The organism is Tistrella mobilis (assembly GCF_039634785.1).
Lineage (GTDB): Bacteria > Pseudomonadota > Alphaproteobacteria > Tistrellales > Tistrellaceae > Tistrella > Tistrella mobilis.
Map to the genome: position 1 here is coordinate 153,536 of NZ_JBBIAB010000007.1, position 18,468 is coordinate 172,003.

Sequence of the window (18,468 nt, forward strand, 5' to 3'; positions counted from 1 at the left end):
TGACCTGAAACGCCCCGCCCCAGAAGAGGCCGCCGCACGATAGCCGGGTGAGACAGCGGGTCAAGCACCCGTTGCCCGGGGGCCTCAGGAAAATCCCTGGCGGGACAGAGGAATATGCCCACCCCGGCGCCCGGAACCGACGGTGAAGGACGCCGGAAAAAGAAACGGCCGGCGGATCCTGAGATCCGGCCGGCCGTAAAGTCGACAGTGTGGAGAGGTAACCGAAGAGCCTAAGCAGAAGATGGATGAAGAGGCACCAAAACTTCGAGAGGCGATCCGGGTTGAGGGTCGAGCGGAAAGCACTCACCCCCGCTTCAAGCACTCCGTCCGTGCCCTCAACCCGGCCAGTCCTGCCTTTCGGAAGGACATTCAGTCTCGTGAAGCCGTCCCTTCGAGGTGATTAGACCAACTTTACTTCCGTCGGTCAAATCTTTTTTTCGCCCTCTTGGTTTCGATACCAGTTCGTCTTCATAAGACCAGCAGGCGACACATCGAATACTGATGACGCGCTGTGCATCACCAGGATCCGACCGGGGCGCTCCCCGCCCCGTCACCTGCGTCCACAGGATTATTAGCAATGCCCGTGCCAAACCTCCCAAGCCGCGGAATCACAGGGGTTTGGAGGCCACATGCCGCCCCTCGCTCAGCTGTCGGCCGGGTTTCTGCACATTTTTAAGGCGGCATCCCCGTATCCGGGGACGCAGCGCCCATTCATTGTGCAATGCACCCTCGCAAAAGCGAAGGGGCGCCGCCCTCGCAGGCGACGCCCCTTCCGATGCAGACGGACGGATCAGAGGAACTTGCGGCCCCGGGTCCAGTCGTCCGGCACGTCGAGGCCCAGTTCACGCAGCTGCGGCACGATATGGGCGCAGTAGCGCTGGCGGGCTTCCTCGTTGGTGTACTTGCGCAGGCCCCACTTCACGTAGAGCTTCGAGCGCTCGCTCTCGGAGCGGCCGAAGAGGTCGAGCATGGTCGACCACCACACACCCTCCAGTTCGGCCTGCACCAGGGCGCGACCTTCGGGCGTGGCACAGAACTGCTTCACGATGCGGCGGCCCTGGGCGACGTGGTTGTACTCGTCCATGACGATCGAGACGCACATGTCGGCGATCGGCTTGTACGAGGACTGGGCCATTTCCTCGATCATCGCGAGCACGGCGCCCTCGCCGATCATCGAGAACAGGCCACGCTGCACCCAGTTGTCGATCTTGCGCACCGCATCGGTGCGATAGTGCTGCCGCTCCTGGAAGTGCTGATCCATCATGTAGTAGACGTCGATGCCCAGATCCTTGAGCACCTCGGCACCGCGGATGAAGTGGTCGACCTCTTCGGCGGCGCGCTCGCAGCACATCTTGCGCTCATACGGATCCGGCGCCATCGGATAGAGCAGCTGGGTGTAGTCGTCGGCGCCGGTCAGCTCGCCCTCGGTATGGGCGCGGAGCTGATGGATGACCAGATCCTGGTATTCCTTGGGCATCTTGTAGAACTGCTCGGGCCCCTCGACGACCAGGGGGGCTTCGGCGGCGCTCGCAACGGACTCGTTCATGTCCTGTCTCCGGATTTACCTGTGATTGAAAACATGGCCACAGTATCCCCCTGAGGCCGATTGGCTGGCGGTGCATGGCCGCCGGCTCGTTGGATCAGATCCGGGCGACCAGCCCTGTGGCGGTCGCACCGATCCGGCCCTGATCATCGACGACCGTCACCTCGACCGTGAACAGGTCGCCCTGCCGGCCGACCACCCGTCCCCGCCCCTCGAAAGGGCCGGGTCTGAGTGGTTCCGCCAGCTTGATGGCGCTTTCGAGCGTGGCGCATCGCGCCCCGCCGGCCGCCAGAATGGCGGGCACGGCCAGGGCGCAATCGGCCAGCCCCATGATCATGACCACGTTGATCACCGCCCCCGCCGCCCCCTGCTCGACATGCTCGGGGCCCGGATCCGCCACCCGCGCGACCACTGCCCCATCGGGGCCTGCGGTCACACGGATGCCGGAATGGACCAGCACATCGAGCGCGTTCAGGCGGCCGAGCACGGCATCCAGGGTTCCCCCCTCCGGACCCGTGGCCAGATCTGCAGCCGTCATACCCTCCCCTCCCTGCAAGATGCGTCCCGCAGGATGGCGATCAGTGTCCGACACCCTGGAACTGAGCGGAGACGGGGACCGCCGGTGCATGCGGCACACGCGCCGGCACATCACCGTTGTCCTCGACCTCTTCCATCGGCCCGGCCCGCTCCGCCTTCATCGCCTGATGGGCGGCGGCATAGGGGTTGAAGGGCGTCCAGATGAACTGATTCCAGTAGCCCTCGGCAATGCCGATCCAGGTCTCCAGCATCTCGCGGCTGTCCAGGAAGCGGTCCATGCTGACCATCAGCCAGGAATTCACCGCCTGGCTGTCGCGGCAGCCGTCGCAATGGCCCGAGGTGCAGCAGAACTTCACCGTCTTCAGGTCCGCCGCCCAGGTGTTGAAGAAGGGCAGCACCGGGTTGCCGTTCTCCAGCCGTTCGGCGTGATCCGGATGATCGATGCTGATCGACGGGCAGACGTCGTAACCGAAATCGGCGCCCCAATGGGTCCGGCCGGTGATCATCGCCTCGATGTAGTAGGGATGGCTCAGCACCACATCCGGATAGAGCGCCTTGACCCTCAGCGCCTCGGCCAGCAGGGCATCCTGATGGGCCTGGGCAGTGGGATCGTCGGTGCCGTATTTGCTGTAGAAGTTGAACGACAGACGGTTGCCGTTCGCCGCGATGCGCCGGACGGTCTCCTCGATGTATTCGATGCCGTCCTCGGTCAGCGCATAGACGAAGTTCGCCCGCGGATCCTGGTGGTAGTTCTCGAGCACCGTCTCGAACAGCCCGGTGAACTGCCGGCCGCTCGGCTTGATCGCGCGCAGCTCGTCGTCGAGCTTGCCGCCGCCGAACAGGGTCAGCATCACGTTCACGTCTTCGAACCCGTCCCAGGGCAGACGCCTGAGACCGTTCGACGAGACCGTCACATAGCGCAGGTGCTTCACGAACAGCCGCAGACGATCCGGGAACAGCGTCGGCTCACCGCCGATGACCAGCGCGGCGTTCACCCGCCGACGCTTCGTCTCATCGATGAGGAAACTCTCCAGCGTCGCCAGATCCTTGACCTCGCGGGTCGCGGTGTCGTGGCCGTATTCGAAGAACCAGCAGCCCTTGCAGCGGATATTGCAGGCATTGGTCAGATGGTATTCGGTGACCCTGACGTTCCGGGCATGGGTCAGGATGCGGTTGAGGCGGGCCCCGAGGACGGGGTCGTCCGCCGTCAGTGCCTGGACGCGCGCCACACGCTCACGCGACCGGGCCTTTCGCAGCTCGGATTTCATCGTCGTCCCCCTTATCTCCGCCGTCGCCGGCAATGGCCGTGCCGGCCGTACCGATGCAGCGGTTCATGTCGCCCCGATCAAAAAGGGTCGGGTGGCCCCGCGCGGGTTGGGTCCGGTATCGGCCCGCTGTCGCTTTCATTGAGGGCGTCTACATCCCTGGCGTGTATTAGAGCAACTTCCAGGATGTATTCTCAACACAAAAAGCGATCGGATTTCGCATCATGAACGCAGAAGGGGAGTTGTATCCACGCACAGGCCACGTCGTTTCGCATCGCGCAACCCAGCCATTCTGGAAATCCAGCGCGGGAAATATTCTGCAACCCTTTGTTTTTCATATAAAAAAGACGAGGCGCCGCATGCTGGGGCGGGCCTCGTCCGACAGTCCACGACATGGACTTTCTACATGCCTATGAATTCAATTATCACGCATAGGCATGACAATCGATCGCCTGCTCACGCATGCGTCTTCAAGCCGGAATCCGAGGATCCACGGGCACTTCCCGCACGGGTGTGAACACCGTTTCCATCCAGGCGGCATGGGTCAGCAATGCTGCCTCATCCGCCGGCCGGCCGACAAGTTGCAGACCGAAGGGCAGATCGCCGGCCATGCGCCCCGCCGGCAGCGACATCGCCGGCGTGCCGGTCAACGTGATCGCGAAGGTAAGCGCCAGCCACGAGACATAGGTCTCGAACCGATGGCCCTCGATTTCCTCCAGCGCCCGGATGGTGTGCGGGAAGGGCGGGGTCAGCACGGTTGGCGTCAGCACCAGATCGACGCGGGAAAGTTCGTCGATCAGATCCAGCGTCATCTTCGCCCGCGCCCGCTCGGCCCGGCCGAGGGTTGCGGCATCCAGCCCCAGCCCGTGTTCGATGTTCCAGACCAGATCCGGCTTCAGCCGGTCGCGATGGGCCTGCAGCATATCCTCGTGCAGGGTGGCCATCAGCCCGGCGCGCAGGGCCTTGAAGGCGCTCTCGGCCTCGGCGAAGCTGGTCTCCAGCGGCACGATCTCGACGCCTTCGGCCGCCAGCCGGTCGACCGCGCGGCCGAAAGCGGCGCGCACGTCCGCCGCCACCGGCACGATCCCCAGATCCACCGAAACCGCCACCCGCCGCGGCTTGCGCGGCGCGGTCGCCGCAGCTTCGAACAGCCCCGCCTCCGCCTCGCGCGACAGGGGATCGCGCGGATGAAGGCCGGCCATGGCATCGAGCATCAGCCCCAGATCGGCCACATCGCGTGCCATCGGCCCCTCGACCGACAGCGTCGAGAAGGGCGAGACCGAGGGGCCGTGCGGCACGCGCCCCGGGGTCGGCCGCAGGCCCACCACCCCGGTGAAGGCGGCGGGAATGCGCAGCGAGCCGCCCAGATCCGACCCCTGCGCCAGCCAGGCCGTGCCGCTGGCCAGCGCCACCGCCGAGCCGCCCGACGAGCCGCCGGGGGTGAGGCTGGTATTCCACGGATTGGTGGTGGTGCCGAAGACCTCATTGAAGGTCTGGGCGCCGGCGCCGAATTCGGGCGTGTTGGTCTTGGCGTAGATGATGCCGCCGCGCTCTTCCAGCCGGGCGGCGACGTTGTCGGACCGGGCCGGCACATTGTCGGCGAAGAGCGGCGAGCCATAGGTGGTGCGGATGCCGGCGGTCGCGGTCAGGTCCTTGATCGCCACCGGCAGACCGTGCAGCCGGCCGGGCTGGCGGCGGCGGTCGGTCGTCGGCATCCAGTGCCGGGCGGCGGCGCGGGCCTGATCGAAGGCGCGGGTGACGACGGCATTGACGGCACCATCCACCGCCTCGACCCGTCGTTCCAGCGCATCCAGCAGGTCGTTCGGGGTCACCTCGCCGCGCGCCAGCCGCGCGACCAGATCGCGGGCGGTCGCCCTGATCAGCTCGTCCATGGGGATTTCCTCGGGCATCGGTTGCAGATCCCGGCCTCTGGCGGGCCGGGTATCGGGCTTGTCGGTCAAGACAGGCGGGTCGAGATCGCAAGGCCGGATTTGAGCGTCAGCGTCACCGGCGTGCGCTCGGCGATGTCGGCCAGGCGCGCGCGCTGATCATCGTCGAGCGGGCCATCCAGCGTCAGCACCCGCTCGATCCGGCCGGTGCCGTTCTCGACCAGGTAATGCAGCGCGACCTTCGCCTCGCTGAGCGGCCACTGTTTTCGCTCGGCATACATCTTAAGCGTGATCGCGGTGCAGGCGCCCAGGCTCGCCAGCAGCAGGTCATAGGGCGCCGGGCCGGCATCGCCGCCGCCCAGTTTCTGCGGTTCGTCGGCGACGAGTTGATGATTGCCGGTCCGGATCGAGACGGCATAGCGTGCGGCACCGATTGCCGCCTCTGCTCTGGCCATGGGTCGGGGTCTCCTGCACGTCGGTCGGTGCCCCCATCAGACCCCCACATGCGCCCGGCTGCAAGCCGGACGGAGGGCGCGCGCCGGCGCCCCCTCCCCCGGGTGCCTCCGGTGGGTCCGGCTCAACCGGCGTAGTCGGGCTCGCTCCGCGCCAGGATCCGCTTCACGCTTTCCAGATGCAGCCGGGCGCTTTCGGCATCCTCGCTGCGCATCTGGGCGGCGGTCATGGCCGCCACATCCGCCGGCACCGGGATCAGCGGCCGTCCGGTCTGCAGCGCCCGGATCTGCACCTCGGCGGCACGTTCCAGATAATAGAGATCGTCCCAGGCCTCGGCGATCGAGGGGGCGGTGACCATCACGCCATGGCTGCGCATGAACAGGATGTCGGCATCGCCCATCGCCGCGGCGATCCGGTCGCCTTCGGCCGCATCCAGCGCCAGGCCGTTATAGACCGGGTCGACCGCGGTCCGGCCGAGGAATTTGAGCGCGGTCTGCCCGGCATGAGAGAGCGGTTCGCCCTCGATCATGGTCAGGGCCGTGGCATTGGGCATATGGGTGTGGAAGGCGGCCCGCGCGCCGGGCTTCTTCATGTGCAGCCGGGCATGGATATAGAACGCCGTCGCCTCGGGCCGGCCCTCGCCCTCGATGACATTGCCGTGGAAATCGCAGACCAGCAGGCTGGACGCGGTCACCTCGGCGAAGGCCAGACCATAGGGGTTGACCAGGAACAGATCGTCCCGCCCCGGGACCAGCGCCGAGAAATGGTTGCAGATCCCCTCGGCGAAGCCCAGACGCGCCGCCATGCGCAGGCTGGCGGCCAGATCGATACGCGCCTGGGCCAGCGCCGCCCGGTCGATGGAGGAATTGCGCAGCACCGCGGGTGCTTCGCCGGTGGCGGTCAGTTCATGGGCCATGATCGGGCAGCACTCCGCAAAGGGGCTTGGCGGGTATCAGGACGAGGCCTTCATGGCCTGGGCGGCGGTGTCCGAGATCCGCTGCACCATGGCATAGAAGCCGTTGCGGCGGTTGGGGCTCAGATGCCGGTCCAGGCCGATGCGGTTGAAGATGTCGTTGATGTCGGTGGCGATGATCCGGTCGGCGGTCTCGCCGGAATAGGCGGTCATCAGCACCGCGATCAGCCCGCGGACGATCTGGCTGTCGCTGTCGGCGCGATAGCGGATCACCGGCGGATTGCCCGGCTCCACCTCGCTCAACAGCCAGACCTGGCTCATGCAGCCTTCGACCTTGCTCTCGGGCGTGCGTTCCGCCTCGGGCAGATCCGGCAGTTTGCGGCCCAGATCGATCAGATAGGCGTAGCGCTCTTCCCAGTCGTCGAACAGGGAGAAGTTCTCGATCAGCTCTTCCGTCGCGGCATTGGCCATGGGGCACAGGTCTCCGGACCGGTCTCGGGTGAGGTGCGGTGGGCAACATATCGAGCCGGGCGGGAGAAGCGCAAGGCAGCGGTCGCCCCTGTCACGAATTCGGCTCGAACATCTCCCCCCCGACGCCATATCCATCTTCATCTTCTTCATTAACAAGACCAGCCCGACAGCGGAGCCCGGCAGGAGGACGACGTGAACGAGATGAACCCCCAGGGTGGTAAATGCCCCGTCATGCATGGCGGCAACACCACCGCCGACAGTTCGGTAACGGCCTGGTGGCCGAAATCGCTGAAGCTTGAGATCCTGTCCCAGCACGACAGCAAGACCAACCCGCTCGGCCGCGGCTACAGCTATCGCGAGGCGCTGAAGACGCTGGATTTCGAGGCGCTGAAGCAGGATATGCGGGCGCTGATGACCGACAGCCAGCCCTGGTGGCCGGCCGATTGGGGCCATTACGGCGGGCTGATGATCCGCCTGTCCTGGCATGCCGCCGGCAGCTATCGCATCTCCGACGGCCGCGGCGGCGGCGGCACCGGCAATCAGCGCTTTGCGCCGCTGAACAGCTGGCCGGACAATGTCAGCCTCGACAAGGCGCGGCGCCTGCTCTGGCCGATCAAGAAGAAATACGGCAACCGGGTCAGCTGGGCCGATCTGATCGTGCTGGCCGGCACCATCGCCTACGAGACCATGGGGCTTAAAACCTTCGGCTTCGCCTTCGGCCGCGAGGACATCTGGCATCCGGAACTCGATGTCTACTGGGGCCCCGAGACCACCTGGCTCGGGCGGGAGCGCTATGCGAGCGAGGCCGAAACCTCGCTCGAGAACCCGCTCGCGGCGGTCCAGATGGGGCTGATCTATGTGAACCCGGAAGGGGTCGCCGGCCAGCCCGATCCGCTGAAGACCGCCCAGGCGATCCGCGAGACCTTCGCCCGCATGGCGATGAACGACGAAGAGACCGTGGCGCTGACCGCCGGCGGCCATACCGTCGGCAAGACCCATGGCAATGGCGATGCCGGCCTGCTCGGCCCCGAGCCCGAGGGCGCACCGGTCGAGGCGCAGGGCCTGGGCTGGGCCAACCCCACCGGCCGCGGCATGGGCCGCGACACGATCACCAGCGGCATCGAGGGTGCCTGGACCACCCATCCGACCCGCTGGGACAACGGCTATTTCCACATGCTGTTCAACCACGAGTGGGAGCTGCGCAAGAGCCCGGCCGGCGCCTGGCAGTGGGAGCCGGTCAATATCCGCGAGGAAGACAAGCCGGTCGATGTCGAGGATCCCTCGATCCGCTGCATGCCGATCATGACCGATGCCGACATGGCGATGATCAAAGACCCGGCCTATCGCGCGATTTCCGAGAAGTTCTATGCCGATCAGGCGTATTTCTCCGAGGTCTTCGCCCGCGCCTGGTTCAAGCTCACCCATCGCGACATGGGCCCCAAAATCCGCTATGTCGGCCCCGACGTGCCGGCGGAAGACCTGATCTGGCAGGACCCGGTGCCGGCCGGCCCGACCGGCTGGGATGTCGACGCCGTGAAGGCCAAGATCGCCGCCGCCGGGCTTTCGGTTGCCGAGATGGTCAGCACCGCCTGGGACAGCGCCCGCACCTATCGCGGCTCCGACATGCGCGGCGGCGCCAATGGCGCGCGCATCCGGCTGGCCCCGCAGAAGGATTGGGAGGGCAACGAGCCGGCCCGCCTCGCCCGGGTGCTGGGCGTGCTGGGCCCGATCGCGGCGGAAAGCGGCGCGAGCCTCGCCGATGTCATCGTGCTCGCCGGCAATCTCGGCGTCGAACAGGCGGCCAAGGCGGCCGGGTTCGTCATCACCGTCCCCTTCCACCCCGGCCGCGGCGATGCCACCGACGAGATGACCGACGCCGACAGCTTCGCCCCGCTGGAGCCGATCCACGACGGCTACCGCAACTGGCTGAAGGCCGACTACGCCGTCAGCCCGGCCGAGCTGATGCTCGACCGCACCCAGCTCATGGGCCTGACCGCCCCTGAAATGACCGTGCTGGTCGGCGGCATGCGCGTGCTCGGCACCAATCACGGCGGCACGAAACACGGCGTCTTCACCAGCCGCGAAGGCGTGCTCTCCACCGACTTCTTCGTCACCCTGACCGACATGTCCCTGACCTGGACCCCGACCGGCGGCGGCCTCTACGACCTCCGCGACCGCGCCACCGGCACCACCAGATGGACCGCCACCGAACTGGACCTGACCTTCGGCTCGAACTCGATCCTGCGGGCCTATGCGGAACTCTATGCGCAGGACGACGCGCAGGAGAAATTCGTCACGGATTTCGTGGCGGCCTGGGCGAAGGTGATGGACGCGGATCGGTTTGATCTGATGTGAGGTGAAATGGGCGGCCGTGGCGCGGGAGCGCCACGGCCGCATTCACCTTCCCCTGCCGCCTACCCCCCCGCCGCCTTGCGGGGCCGACCACCTTTGGCCCCGTTGGCGCAGGCGGCAGCCGCCTTGGCGGCGGATGTCGCCTGCCCGGCACGGCGCGCCATCCAGGTCCGTCTGCCAGTCCGGTCAGATCCCGGGACCGAAGCGCCCCGCCATCAGCCCGGGCAGCGACAGATCCACATCCAGTTCTTCCCAATGCAGGCCATAACCCCTGCCGAGGATCCGGACCGCGGCAAGCTGATCAGCGGTTGCCCCATCCAGCCCCGCAACCAGCCGCGGCGGAAAGGCGAAGACGCAGCCATTCTCCAGATCGACGATGACCAGGCCCGCGGTGCGGTCATAGCGTGCCGCCGCGGCGCGCGGTTCCTGCGCATGGGCAAGGCGGCCGCGCTCCAGGGCGGCATCGATTGCGGCATCGGTCAGGTCGGCCATGGATCGGTCTCCCGAAGGTCGGAACACGCCTCGGGCTCTCATGCACCTGCCCCCGCACGGAATTGGCGCACGCCCGCTTGTGAGGCAATCATCACCCGCTTACACTAAAACAGGCTGCCAGATGCAGTAACGCACAGAGTGAACCACCGATGCCGATCTCCCACTTTTTCGCGAGTCCGGGCATCGGGCCGGTTCGCCATATGGGGTCGCCCGACGCCGACACCCTGCTGATCGTCATGGGCCGGAACAATTATCGGCAGGCCTCGTCGATGATCGACCGGATCATTGGCGTGATCCACGACCGGGGCATCCCGGTCTGCTGGCTGGAGACGCGCACCACCCGGACCTTCAAGCTGCTCGACCGCCGGTTCGAGGCCCTGGCCGGCCCGCAGGTCAGGGCGCTGCGCCGCCGGTGGCCTGCCCTCGGGTGGACCGTCGAACGGCTGATCAAATCGATGATCCTGCTCACCCGTCCCGACCGCTGGGACTATGCCGTCCGGCCGCGGAAGCGCGCGCATGTCGTTGCCGCGCGCGATCTTCGCGGCTACCTGGACACGCTGCCGGCAAGGCGGATCTGGTGCCTCGCCCATTCCGCGGGCGGGATCGTGACCTCGCTGGCCGGCGCGGATCCCAGGATCACGCGGCTCGTCTGCTTCGGCTATCCCTTCAGGCACCCGTCGCAGGATGAAGACCCGGCCCGCACCGATCACCTCGCCCGGCTCGACACGCCCTTCCTGATCATCCAGGGGGATCGGGATGCCTATGGCACGGCGGTGGATGCCGGGCGCTATGCCCTCTCCGGAACCATCCGCATTCTGCCGGTGCCGGGCGGGCATGATTACGCCGATCTGCCGGACCAGGACGAGGCCGCCGTCCTCTCGGCCATCCTCGCCTTCCTCGACCTTGCCCCGGACATGGCGGCCGGGGCATCCGCGGCACCGGCCCGGGGCGTGGCGGTCGGGGGGTGATGCGACGCGGTTTCCGACCGAAGTCCCTGGAAAATCGCGCCCGGACGCGCTACCTATCGCCCCGGGAAACCGAGACCTTTCCCCAAACGAAGCCCGTTCCCGAAACCAAGCCCTTCCCTTCCTCCGAACCCGTCCGAGCGCATGACCGACATCACCGACATCGGCGCCGAGATCGCGCGTCGCCGCACCTTCGCGATCATCTCGCATCCCGACGCCGGCAAGACCACGCTGACCGAGAAGCTGCTGCTGTTCTCCGGCGCCATCCAGATGGCCGGTGCGGTGAAGGCGCGCGGCGAGCAGCGGCGGGCGCGGTCGGACTGGCTGAAGGTGGAGCGCGAGCGCGGCATTTCGGTGTCGGCCTCGGTGATGAGCTTCGAGCATGACGGCTTCGCCTTCAACCTGCTCGACACGCCGGGCCACGAGGACTTCTCGGAAGACACCTACCGCACGCTGACCGCGGTCGACAGCGCGATCATGGTCATCGACGCCGCGAAGGGCATCGAGGAACAGACCCGCAAGCTGTTCGAGGTCTGCCGCCTGCGCGACGTGCCGATCATCACCTTCGTCAACAAGATGGACCGCGAGGCCCGCGACCCGCTGGAGCTGATCGACGAGATCGAACAGACCCTGGCGCTGGACGTGACCCCGGCCGCCTGGCCGATCGGCATGGGCCGCCATTTCCGCGGCTGCTATCACGTGCTGGACGACCGCATGGTGCTGATGGATCGCGGCGACCGGTCGAGCATCAACGACGCCTCGTTCTCGGTCACCGGCCTCGACGACCCGACCATCGGCGAGCACCTGCCCCGCGACCAGTGGCAGGAGTTGAAGGACCAGGTGACCATGGTCCGCGAGCTGTGCCCGGCCTTCGACCTGCAGGCCTATCGCGAAGGCCATATGACCCCGGTCTTCTTCGGCAGCGCGCTCAACAATTTCGGCGTGCGCGAACTGCTGGAAGGCGTCGGCCGGCTCGCCCCCTCGCCGCGCCGCCAGCCGGCGACGCCACGCGACGTGGCGCCCGACGAGGACAAGGTCACCGGCTTCGTGTTCAAGATCCAGGCGAATATGGATCTGAAGCACCGCGACCGCATCGCCTTCGTGCGGCTGTGCTCGGGCCATTTCAAGCGCGGCATGCGCCTGCTGCCGGTGGGATCGACAAAGGCGGTCAATGTCAGCGCGCCGGTCATGTTCCTGGCCCAGGATCGCGAGATCGCCGACGAGGCGGTTGCCGGCGACATCATCGGCATCCCCAACCACGGCACGCTGCGCATCGGCGACAGCCTGACCGAGGGCGAGGAGATCCGCTTCACCGGCATCCCCTCTTTCGCGCCGGAACTGCTGCGCCGCATCCGCCCGGAAGACCCGATGAAGGCCAAGCATCTGGGCCGGGCGCTGGAACAGCTGGCCGAGGAAGGCGTCGCCGCGGTCATGAAGCCGCGCATCACCTCCTCCGCCTGGGTGGTGGGCGTGGTGGGCTCTCTGCAGTTCGACGTGCTGGCCGACCGCATCCGCACCGAATACGGCATCCCGGTGTCGTATGAAACGGTCGAGGCCTATGCGGCGCGCTGGGTGTCGGGCGATCCGGCCGAGATGAAGCGCTTCGCCGAGAACAACGTCTCGGCACTCTCCGACGACCATACCGGCCGGCCGGTCTTCCTGGCCCGCAACGCCTGGCACCTGAACCGCACGGTCGAAGACTGGCCGAAGCTGAAGTTCGACAAGGTCAAAAACCAGGTGAATTGAAGGCAGGTCTCCTGCCCGAAACAGGGGGAACCCCGCTTGCGCGGGGCTAACCCTCTGTTAAAAAAGAGGAAGCCGTCATCCCCGCGCAGGCGGGGATCCACCTTCTTCTTCTCCCCTCACCGCACCCCTTCGGGCAGAGCCGCCAGCACCGCGTCGATGCGGGCCTGGGGGTCGAGCACGTCGGCTGGCATGCGCAGCACAGGCACGTCGGGGGCAAAGCGTTCCAGCAGGCCCTCGATCAGGATCTGGAACTTGATCTGCAGCCAGTGATTGGGCGAGCGGACGCCGTCGGCGACGAAGGGTATGGCGCCCGCGGGCAGGATCACCACCAGATCGAGCGGCGCCATCTGGGCGACGGCATCCGCCGCCAGCGCATCGGTTTCCGCCTCGTCGGAGCCGAAGCCGTAATGCAGCCAGAAGCCCAGCGTGTCCAGCGGGCAGCGATCGGTGACGGCGCCGCCGGTTTCGGCGATCGCGGCATCGCGTGCCGCCAGATGTTCGTCGTAAAGCTCGCGGATCAGCGCGCGGAATTGCGGCCATTCCAGCTTGTGCAGGTCGAGCCCGGCCTCGATCCGGCTGCGCATATGCTCGGGCACCACCGGCAGGCCGAAATGGCGGCCAAGCGCATCGACCAGCGTGGTCTTGCCCGTGCCGGCACTGCCGGTAACGGCGATCCGCGGGCGCCGGGGCGTGGTCTCGGTCATGATGGGGGCTCCGTACACGTGACGATGGGATGACACCACGTCAGACTAGCACGGAGCCCCCTTCGGGATCAGGTATTCTGCTGATCCGGCCGCGGCCGATCAGGCGACGCGGTCACCCTTCTTCGCCTTCACCGCCCGGCTGTCGACGCCCGGCAGCATATTGGCCGGATCGCGGGTCACCACGACGTCGAGCACCGTCGGGCGGCCGCGTTCGGCCATCGCCGCCGCCAATGCCCCCGGCAGATCGTCCGGATTCTCGACCCGGATGCCCCTGGCGCCCATGGTCTCGGCGATCTTCGCGTAGTTCATCTCGCGCAGATCGCTCGACTGGTAATTGCCGGTGCCGTACATCAGGTGCTGCAGCGCCTTCACATAGCCGGACGCCGCGTTGTTGACGATGATCAGGGTGAAGGCGAGGTTCATGCGCAGCGCGGTCTCAAGCTCGCCCAGCGTCATGTTGAAGCCGCCGTCACCGGTCAGCGCCATCACCGGCCGGCCGGGGGCCGCCAGCGCGCAGCCCATCGCACCGGGCAGGCCATAGCCGATCGAGGCGAAGCCGCGATCGGGCACGAAGCCGCGACCGGCACGCTTGGTGTCGAACAAGAGCCCACCCCAATGGGCCGCGAAACCGCCATCGGCGACCAGCAGACCATCGGCCGGCAGGGCCTTGGTCACCTCGGTCATCAGCCGGGCCATGGTGATCGGCCGCTCGTCGGAGCTGAGCTTCGGCGCCACCTCGGCCCGCCATTTGGCCATGCGCTCACCGATTTCGGTGGCATAGCCCGCACGCGCCGCCCGGGCCGCCTCGGCGGTGGGCGCGAGCTTTTCCGTCAGCGCCTCGATGCCTTCGCGCGCATCGCCCCAGAGCCGGACGGTCGCGGGATAGCAGCGGTCGAATTCCTCGGCCAGGATGTCGAGATGGATCAGCGTCTTGCCCGCGGGCGGCACGCTGTAGCGCTTGGTCGCGATCTCGCCCAGCTTGCAGCCGATGGCGAGGATCACGTCGGCGGTTTCGATCACGTCGTTGGCGATGCGGCTGTAGCGGCCGAAGATGCCGAGCGACAGCGGATCGGTGCAGGCGATCGCGCCCTTGCCCGAAAGCGTGTGGGCGACCGGAATGCCGAAGGCATGGGCGAAGGCTTCCAGCGCCGGTGCCGCCTGCGACAGATGCACGCCGCCGCCGGCCAGGATCACCGGGCGCTCGGCCTTGGCCAGCAGATCGGCCGCACGGGCCAGATCGGCCGAAGCCGGGCGGCAGCGCAGCGAGGGCGCCGCCTCGGCGGCCGGATCGGCATAGAAGTCCGAGGCCTGGAAGACGATCTCGTCATGGGCGACGTCTTCCGGCACGTCGAGCAGCACCGGGCCGGGGCGGCCCGAGGTCGCGACGGCGAAGGCGCGGCGGACGAGTTCGGGGATGCGGTGGGTGCGCTCCACCCGGATCACTTCCTTGACCACCGGCCGCAGAATGTCGAGCTGGCGGGTCTCCTGGGTCATGTTCTTCCAGGAGTGGTCGCGATGGGTGTCACCGACGATGGCGACGATCGGCACGCCGGCATTGTAGCTCTCGACCAGCGCCGTCACCAGATTGGTGGCGCCCGGCCCGAGCGTCGCATCGCAGACGCCGACCCGGCCGGTGACGCGGGCATAGGCGTCGGCCGCGAAGGCGCCGCAGCGCTCGTCATTGATCAGGGCATGCGAGAGGCCCAGCCGCCGGCAGGCATCGTAGAACGGCAGCAGCTGAAAGCCGCCCATGCCGAAGAGCGGGCCGATGCCATGGGCAAGCAGCATGCGGGCGAGCGCTTCACCGCCGGTGATCGGGCCGTCGGGCAGTGCATTGGCACCGGCTGCGGTGCCTGCGTCGCGCGTCGTCATTGTCGGGTCATCCTTATGGATCAGGGAAGGTCGGGAAAAACCGATGGGAATCGGTGGGGATCAGAGCACACCCCACCCGTCGGGCCGCGCCTGGGGGAGGCGCAGCCCGTGGGCCGGAGGTGTCGGAAGGGTTCGTGGTTCAGGCGGGCTGTGTCAGACGACGTAGCCCAGGGTCTTCGGCAGCCAGAGGGCGAGGTCCGGCACCGCCATCAGCAGGGCGAGCAGCAGCACCATGGCCAGCACCATCCAGATCACCCAGGGCACCGTCTCTTCGATCGGCACCTTGGCGATGCGGGCGGTCACGATCAGGTTCACGGCAACCGGCGGCGTGAACTGGCCGATCGCGATGTTCATCGCCATCAGCACGCCCAGCCAGGTGAGGTTCCAGTCATAGGTCTGGGCGATCGGCACGATCAGCGGCAGGGTGATCAGATAGATCGACACCCCGTCGAGCACCATGCCGGCGAAGAGCAGGATCACCATGATCATGCCCAGAATGACCCAGCCGTTGTCGGTGAGGTCCAGCAGGCCGCGGGCTGCGCTGTCGAAGGCGCCGAGCGTGCCGCCGGCCCAGGCGAAGATGCCGGCCAGCGCGATGATCAGCATGATCACCGCCGAGGTTTCGGCACTTTCGGCGAGCGCCTTGTAGATGTCGCGGAACCTGAGTTCCCGGTAGACGAAGAGGCCGATGAAGATGCCGTAGAACACGGCGACGACCGCGGTTTCGGTGGGCGTGAACAGGCCGGTGCGCAGGCCGCCCAGGATGATCACCGGCGCCATCAGCCCCGGCAGCGCCTGGATGAACACGTCCAGGAAGCGACGGCGCGGCCCCTGTTCGCCGGCTTCGGCGGCACCGAAGCCCTGGCGGCGCGAGATGATCAGGGTGGGGATGGCGATGAACAGCCCCGACAGGATGCCCGGGATCAGGCCGGCCGCGAAGAGCGCGCGGATATCGGTTCCCGGCACCATCACGCCATAGACGATCAGCGCGATCGAGGGCGGGATGAGGATGGCGGTAGAGGCGGCAGATGCGATGACACTGGCCGAGAAGGCGGCCGGATAGCCGACACGCCGCATGCTGGGGATCATCACCGTCGCAACCGCAGCCGCATCCGCGGGACCCGACCCCGCCATGCCGCCCATGATCATGCAGACCAGAATGGCGACGACCGCGAGACCCCCCCGGCGGGGGCCGACGAAATAGGCGGCGAATTCGACCAGGCGCCGGGCGACGCCCGAGCGTTCAAAGATCACCCCCGTCAGCACGAAGAGCGGGATCGCGATCAGCGGGTATTTCGCGATGCTGTTATAGGTATTGGTACCGACGGTGCCGAGCGCGTACTGGTCGAGCCCGGTCAGGATGCCGGCGACCCCCGAGAGGCCGAGCGCCACGGCGATCGGCGTGCCCAGCAGCAGGAGCAGCAGAAAGGCGCCGATAAGGAAGACGTTTGCGGTCAGCATCAGAGGCTCGTCCCCCGCTTGGGCCCGGTAAGATCCGCCGCATCCCCCGGCAGCACATCATCGCCGGTGGCGATGTCGACGGCGGTCTCGTGGGTGCGGAAGGCCCGCCATTCCCTGTGGGCACGGCCGATGACACGCAGGATGATCGCGATCGAAACCAGCGGCAGCCAGATGGTGTAGATCCAGCTCGGATAGCCCAGGGCCGGCGAGGTTTCGCCGTATTCCATCTCGTCCAGGGTCAGCAGCCAGCCATACCAGGCGACCAGGGCGAACATGATCATGGTCAGCAGATGGGTGACCATGATCAGGCCCATGCGCGGCCGGCGGGGCAGGCGGTCGACGATGGCGGTGATCCGGATATGCCCGCCGCGGATGAAGGCGAGCGAGGCCCCCACCATGGTCATCACCACCAGCAGGAAGATCGAGAGTTCCTCGGTGGCGGCGAACGAGGCGTTGGTGACGTAGCGCACCACGACATTGCCGAAACTGATCACGCAGATTCCGGCCATCGCGAGGGCGGCAATGAATTCTTCGATACGACCGCTGACGACCGGGCGGTCGACCTCGCGGACCGCTTCCGGCACGTCGTCATGCTCGGGGCTGGAGGCCACGGCAGTCGTTCCCCGGTTGAAGGCTGTGAGGGGCGGGCATCCAGGACGCCCGCTTCGGCAGAAGGCCGCCGGGTGAGGCCCGGGGCGGCAGCAGGGCCGCCCCGGCAGAGGCTCACTTCTTGCGGTTGGCGACCGATTCTTCCGCCGTCTTCACCAGCTCGGGGCCGATCTCCTTCGCCCACTTCTCGTAGACGCCGCGGGTGGCGTCGACGAAGGCCTGACGCTCGGCATCCGACAGACGGGTGATGGTCACGCCCAGGCCCTCGATCTCTTTCAGGGTCGAATCGTCCTGGGCGGTGATGCCCTTGCGGGCGACCTGAATGCCATAGGCGCCGGCATCCTGGGCGGCCTTGCGCAGCAGGTCCTGATCCTCAGGGGTGAAGGTGTCCCAGACCCGCTTGCTGACGCCGAAGATCAGCGGATCGGCGACATAGCCCCAGAGGGTGACGTGCTTCTGGCCGACATTCTGCAGCTTGGCGACGGTGAAGATGCTGAGCGGGTTCTCCTGGCCGTCGACCGCGCCGGTCGCCAGCGCCGGCTGGGCATCCGCCCAGCTCATCTGGGTGGGGTTGGCACCCAGGGCGGTGAAGGTATCCAGATAGAGCGGCGAACCGACCACGCGGATCTTCAGGCCGTTCAGATCCGCCGGGGTCTTGATGTCACGCTTGGAGTTGGTGAGCTCGCGGAAGCCGTTTTCGGCCCAGCCGAGCGGCACCACGCCCCGCTTTTCGATGATGTCGAACAGCTCCTTGCCGACCGGGCCCTGGGTCAGGGCGTCGATCGCGGCATGATCCGGCATCAGGAACGGCATCGAGAAGATGTTCAGTTCCTTGACCTGCGGCGACCAGTTGATGGTCGAGCCGACGGCCATGTCGATGATGCCCTGGCGCATCGCCGAGAATTCCTTGGTCTGGTCGCCCGAGACCAGCTGCGCGCCGGGATAGACCTTCATGTTGATCCGCCCGTCCGAGCGCTCGCGGACCAGCTCGACCCACTTCTCGGCGGCCAGGCCCCACGGGAACGGCGCCGGCACGACGGTCGAGACCTTGTATTCTTCCTTGTAGTCGGCCGCCTGGGCACCGCTCAGGGCCGTGGCCAGCAGCGCCGCGGCCGCGACCGCGCCGGCAGTCGCCTTGAAGACACGCATCATCATCGCTTCGTTTCCTCCCTAGGATCTTTTCGGTCGCGGGTGCG

15 protein-coding genes and 1 pseudogene are annotated in these 18,468 nt (G+C 67.1%); 3 read left to right on the plus strand and 13 right to left on the minus strand.

Features of this window, described 5'->3' with window-relative positions:
• Positions 1 to 790 precede the first annotated feature (790 nt).
• The 7 genes from WI697_RS12250 to WI697_RS12280 form a co-directional block, all read right to left on the minus strand.
• A complete protein-coding gene (locus WI697_RS12250; RefSeq protein WP_062770262.1) occupies positions 791 to 1,546 on the minus strand; it encodes a Phenylacetic acid catabolic protein in 756 nt (251 codons plus the stop codon).
• 94 nt (positions 1,547 to 1,640) lie between these two features.
• Complete coding sequence (locus tag WI697_RS12255; RefSeq protein WP_062770260.1) at positions 1,641 to 2,081, minus strand: PaaI family thioesterase; 441 nt, start codon at positions 2,079 to 2,081, stop codon at positions 1,641 to 1,643.
• 40 nt (positions 2,082 to 2,121) lie between these two features.
• Positions 2,122 to 3,348: a radical SAM protein gene (locus WI697_RS12260; protein ID WP_296715952.1), complete on the minus strand. Its 1,227-nt coding sequence runs from the start codon at positions 3,346 to 3,348 to the stop codon at positions 2,122 to 2,124.
• A 467-nt stretch (positions 3,349 to 3,815) separates the two neighbouring features.
• Positions 3,816 to 5,255 (minus strand): amidase, encoded by a 1,440-nt coding sequence (locus tag WI697_RS12265; protein ID WP_231889523.1) that lies wholly within the window; start codon positions 5,253 to 5,255, stop codon positions 3,816 to 3,818.
• 47 nt (positions 5,256 to 5,302) lie between these two features.
• Entirely contained in the window at positions 5,303 to 5,689 is a 387-nt protein-coding gene (locus WI697_RS12270) for an OsmC family protein (RefSeq protein WP_345958653.1), read from the minus strand.
• Between the two features lie 122 nt (positions 5,690 to 5,811).
• Positions 5,812 to 6,603 carry an aldolase gene (locus WI697_RS12275; RefSeq protein WP_345958654.1) on the minus strand — a complete coding sequence of 264 codons (792 nt, stop codon included), beginning with the start codon at positions 6,601 to 6,603 and terminating at the stop codon, positions 5,812 to 5,814.
• 36 nt (positions 6,604 to 6,639) lie between these two features.
• Positions 6,640 to 7,071, minus strand: coding sequence for a SufE family protein (locus tag WI697_RS12280; RefSeq protein ID WP_296715948.1), 432 nt, complete (start codon positions 7,069 to 7,071; stop codon positions 6,640 to 6,642).
• Between the two features lie 201 nt (positions 7,072 to 7,272).
• Between WI697_RS12280 and katG the strand changes: the two genes are divergently transcribed.
• Positions 7,273 to 9,426 carry a catalase/peroxidase HPI gene (gene katG, locus WI697_RS12285; protein WP_345958746.1) on the plus strand — a complete coding sequence of 718 codons (2,154 nt, stop codon included), beginning with the start codon at positions 7,273 to 7,275 and terminating at the stop codon, positions 9,424 to 9,426.
• Positions 9,427 to 9,485: 59 nt separating this feature from the next.
• Here katG and WI697_RS12290 read toward each other — a convergent pair.
• Positions 9,486 to 9,915: pseudogene (locus WI697_RS12290) on the minus strand (DUF2442 domain-containing protein).
• A gap of 149 nt (positions 9,916 to 10,064) precedes the next feature.
• Between WI697_RS12290 and WI697_RS12295 the strand changes: the two are divergent.
• Together WI697_RS12295 and WI697_RS12300 are read left to right on the plus strand one after the other, a co-directional pair.
• On the plus strand, positions 10,065 to 10,883 hold the full coding sequence (locus tag WI697_RS12295) for an alpha/beta family hydrolase (protein ID WP_345958655.1): 819 nt from the start codon (positions 10,065 to 10,067) through the stop codon (positions 10,881 to 10,883).
• A 141-nt stretch (positions 10,884 to 11,024) separates the two neighbouring features.
• Positions 11,025 to 12,626, plus strand: a complete 1,602-nt coding sequence (locus tag WI697_RS12300; protein ID WP_156503342.1) for a peptide chain release factor 3 — start codon at positions 11,025 to 11,027, stop codon at positions 12,624 to 12,626.
• A 116-nt stretch (positions 12,627 to 12,742) separates the two neighbouring features.
• Here WI697_RS12300 and WI697_RS12305 read toward each other — a convergent pair whose 3' ends face one another.
• From WI697_RS12305 to WI697_RS12325, 5 genes are all read right to left on the minus strand, one after another.
• Positions 12,743 to 13,330, minus strand: coding sequence for an AAA family ATPase (locus tag WI697_RS12305; RefSeq protein ID WP_062768751.1), 588 nt, complete (start codon positions 13,328 to 13,330; stop codon positions 12,743 to 12,745).
• A 99-nt stretch (positions 13,331 to 13,429) separates the two neighbouring features.
• Positions 13,430 to 15,202 (minus strand): thiamine pyrophosphate-binding protein, encoded by a 1,773-nt coding sequence (locus WI697_RS12310; RefSeq protein WP_345958656.1) that lies wholly within the window; start codon positions 15,200 to 15,202, stop codon positions 13,430 to 13,432.
• Between the two features lie 153 nt (positions 15,203 to 15,355).
• A complete protein-coding gene (locus WI697_RS12315) occupies positions 15,356 to 16,660 on the minus strand; it encodes a TRAP transporter large permease (protein WP_345958747.1) in 1,305 nt (434 codons plus the stop codon).
• Between the two features lie 2 nt (positions 16,661 to 16,662).
• Positions 16,663 to 17,274: a TRAP transporter small permease gene (locus WI697_RS12320; protein ID WP_345958657.1), complete on the minus strand. Its 612-nt coding sequence runs from the start codon at positions 17,272 to 17,274 to the stop codon at positions 16,663 to 16,665.
• 112 nt (positions 17,275 to 17,386) lie between these two features.
• Positions 17,387 to 18,427: a DctP family TRAP transporter solute-binding subunit gene (locus WI697_RS12325; RefSeq protein WP_345958658.1), complete on the minus strand. Its 1,041-nt coding sequence runs from the start codon at positions 18,425 to 18,427 to the stop codon at positions 17,387 to 17,389.
• Positions 18,428 to 18,468 lie beyond the last annotated feature (41 nt).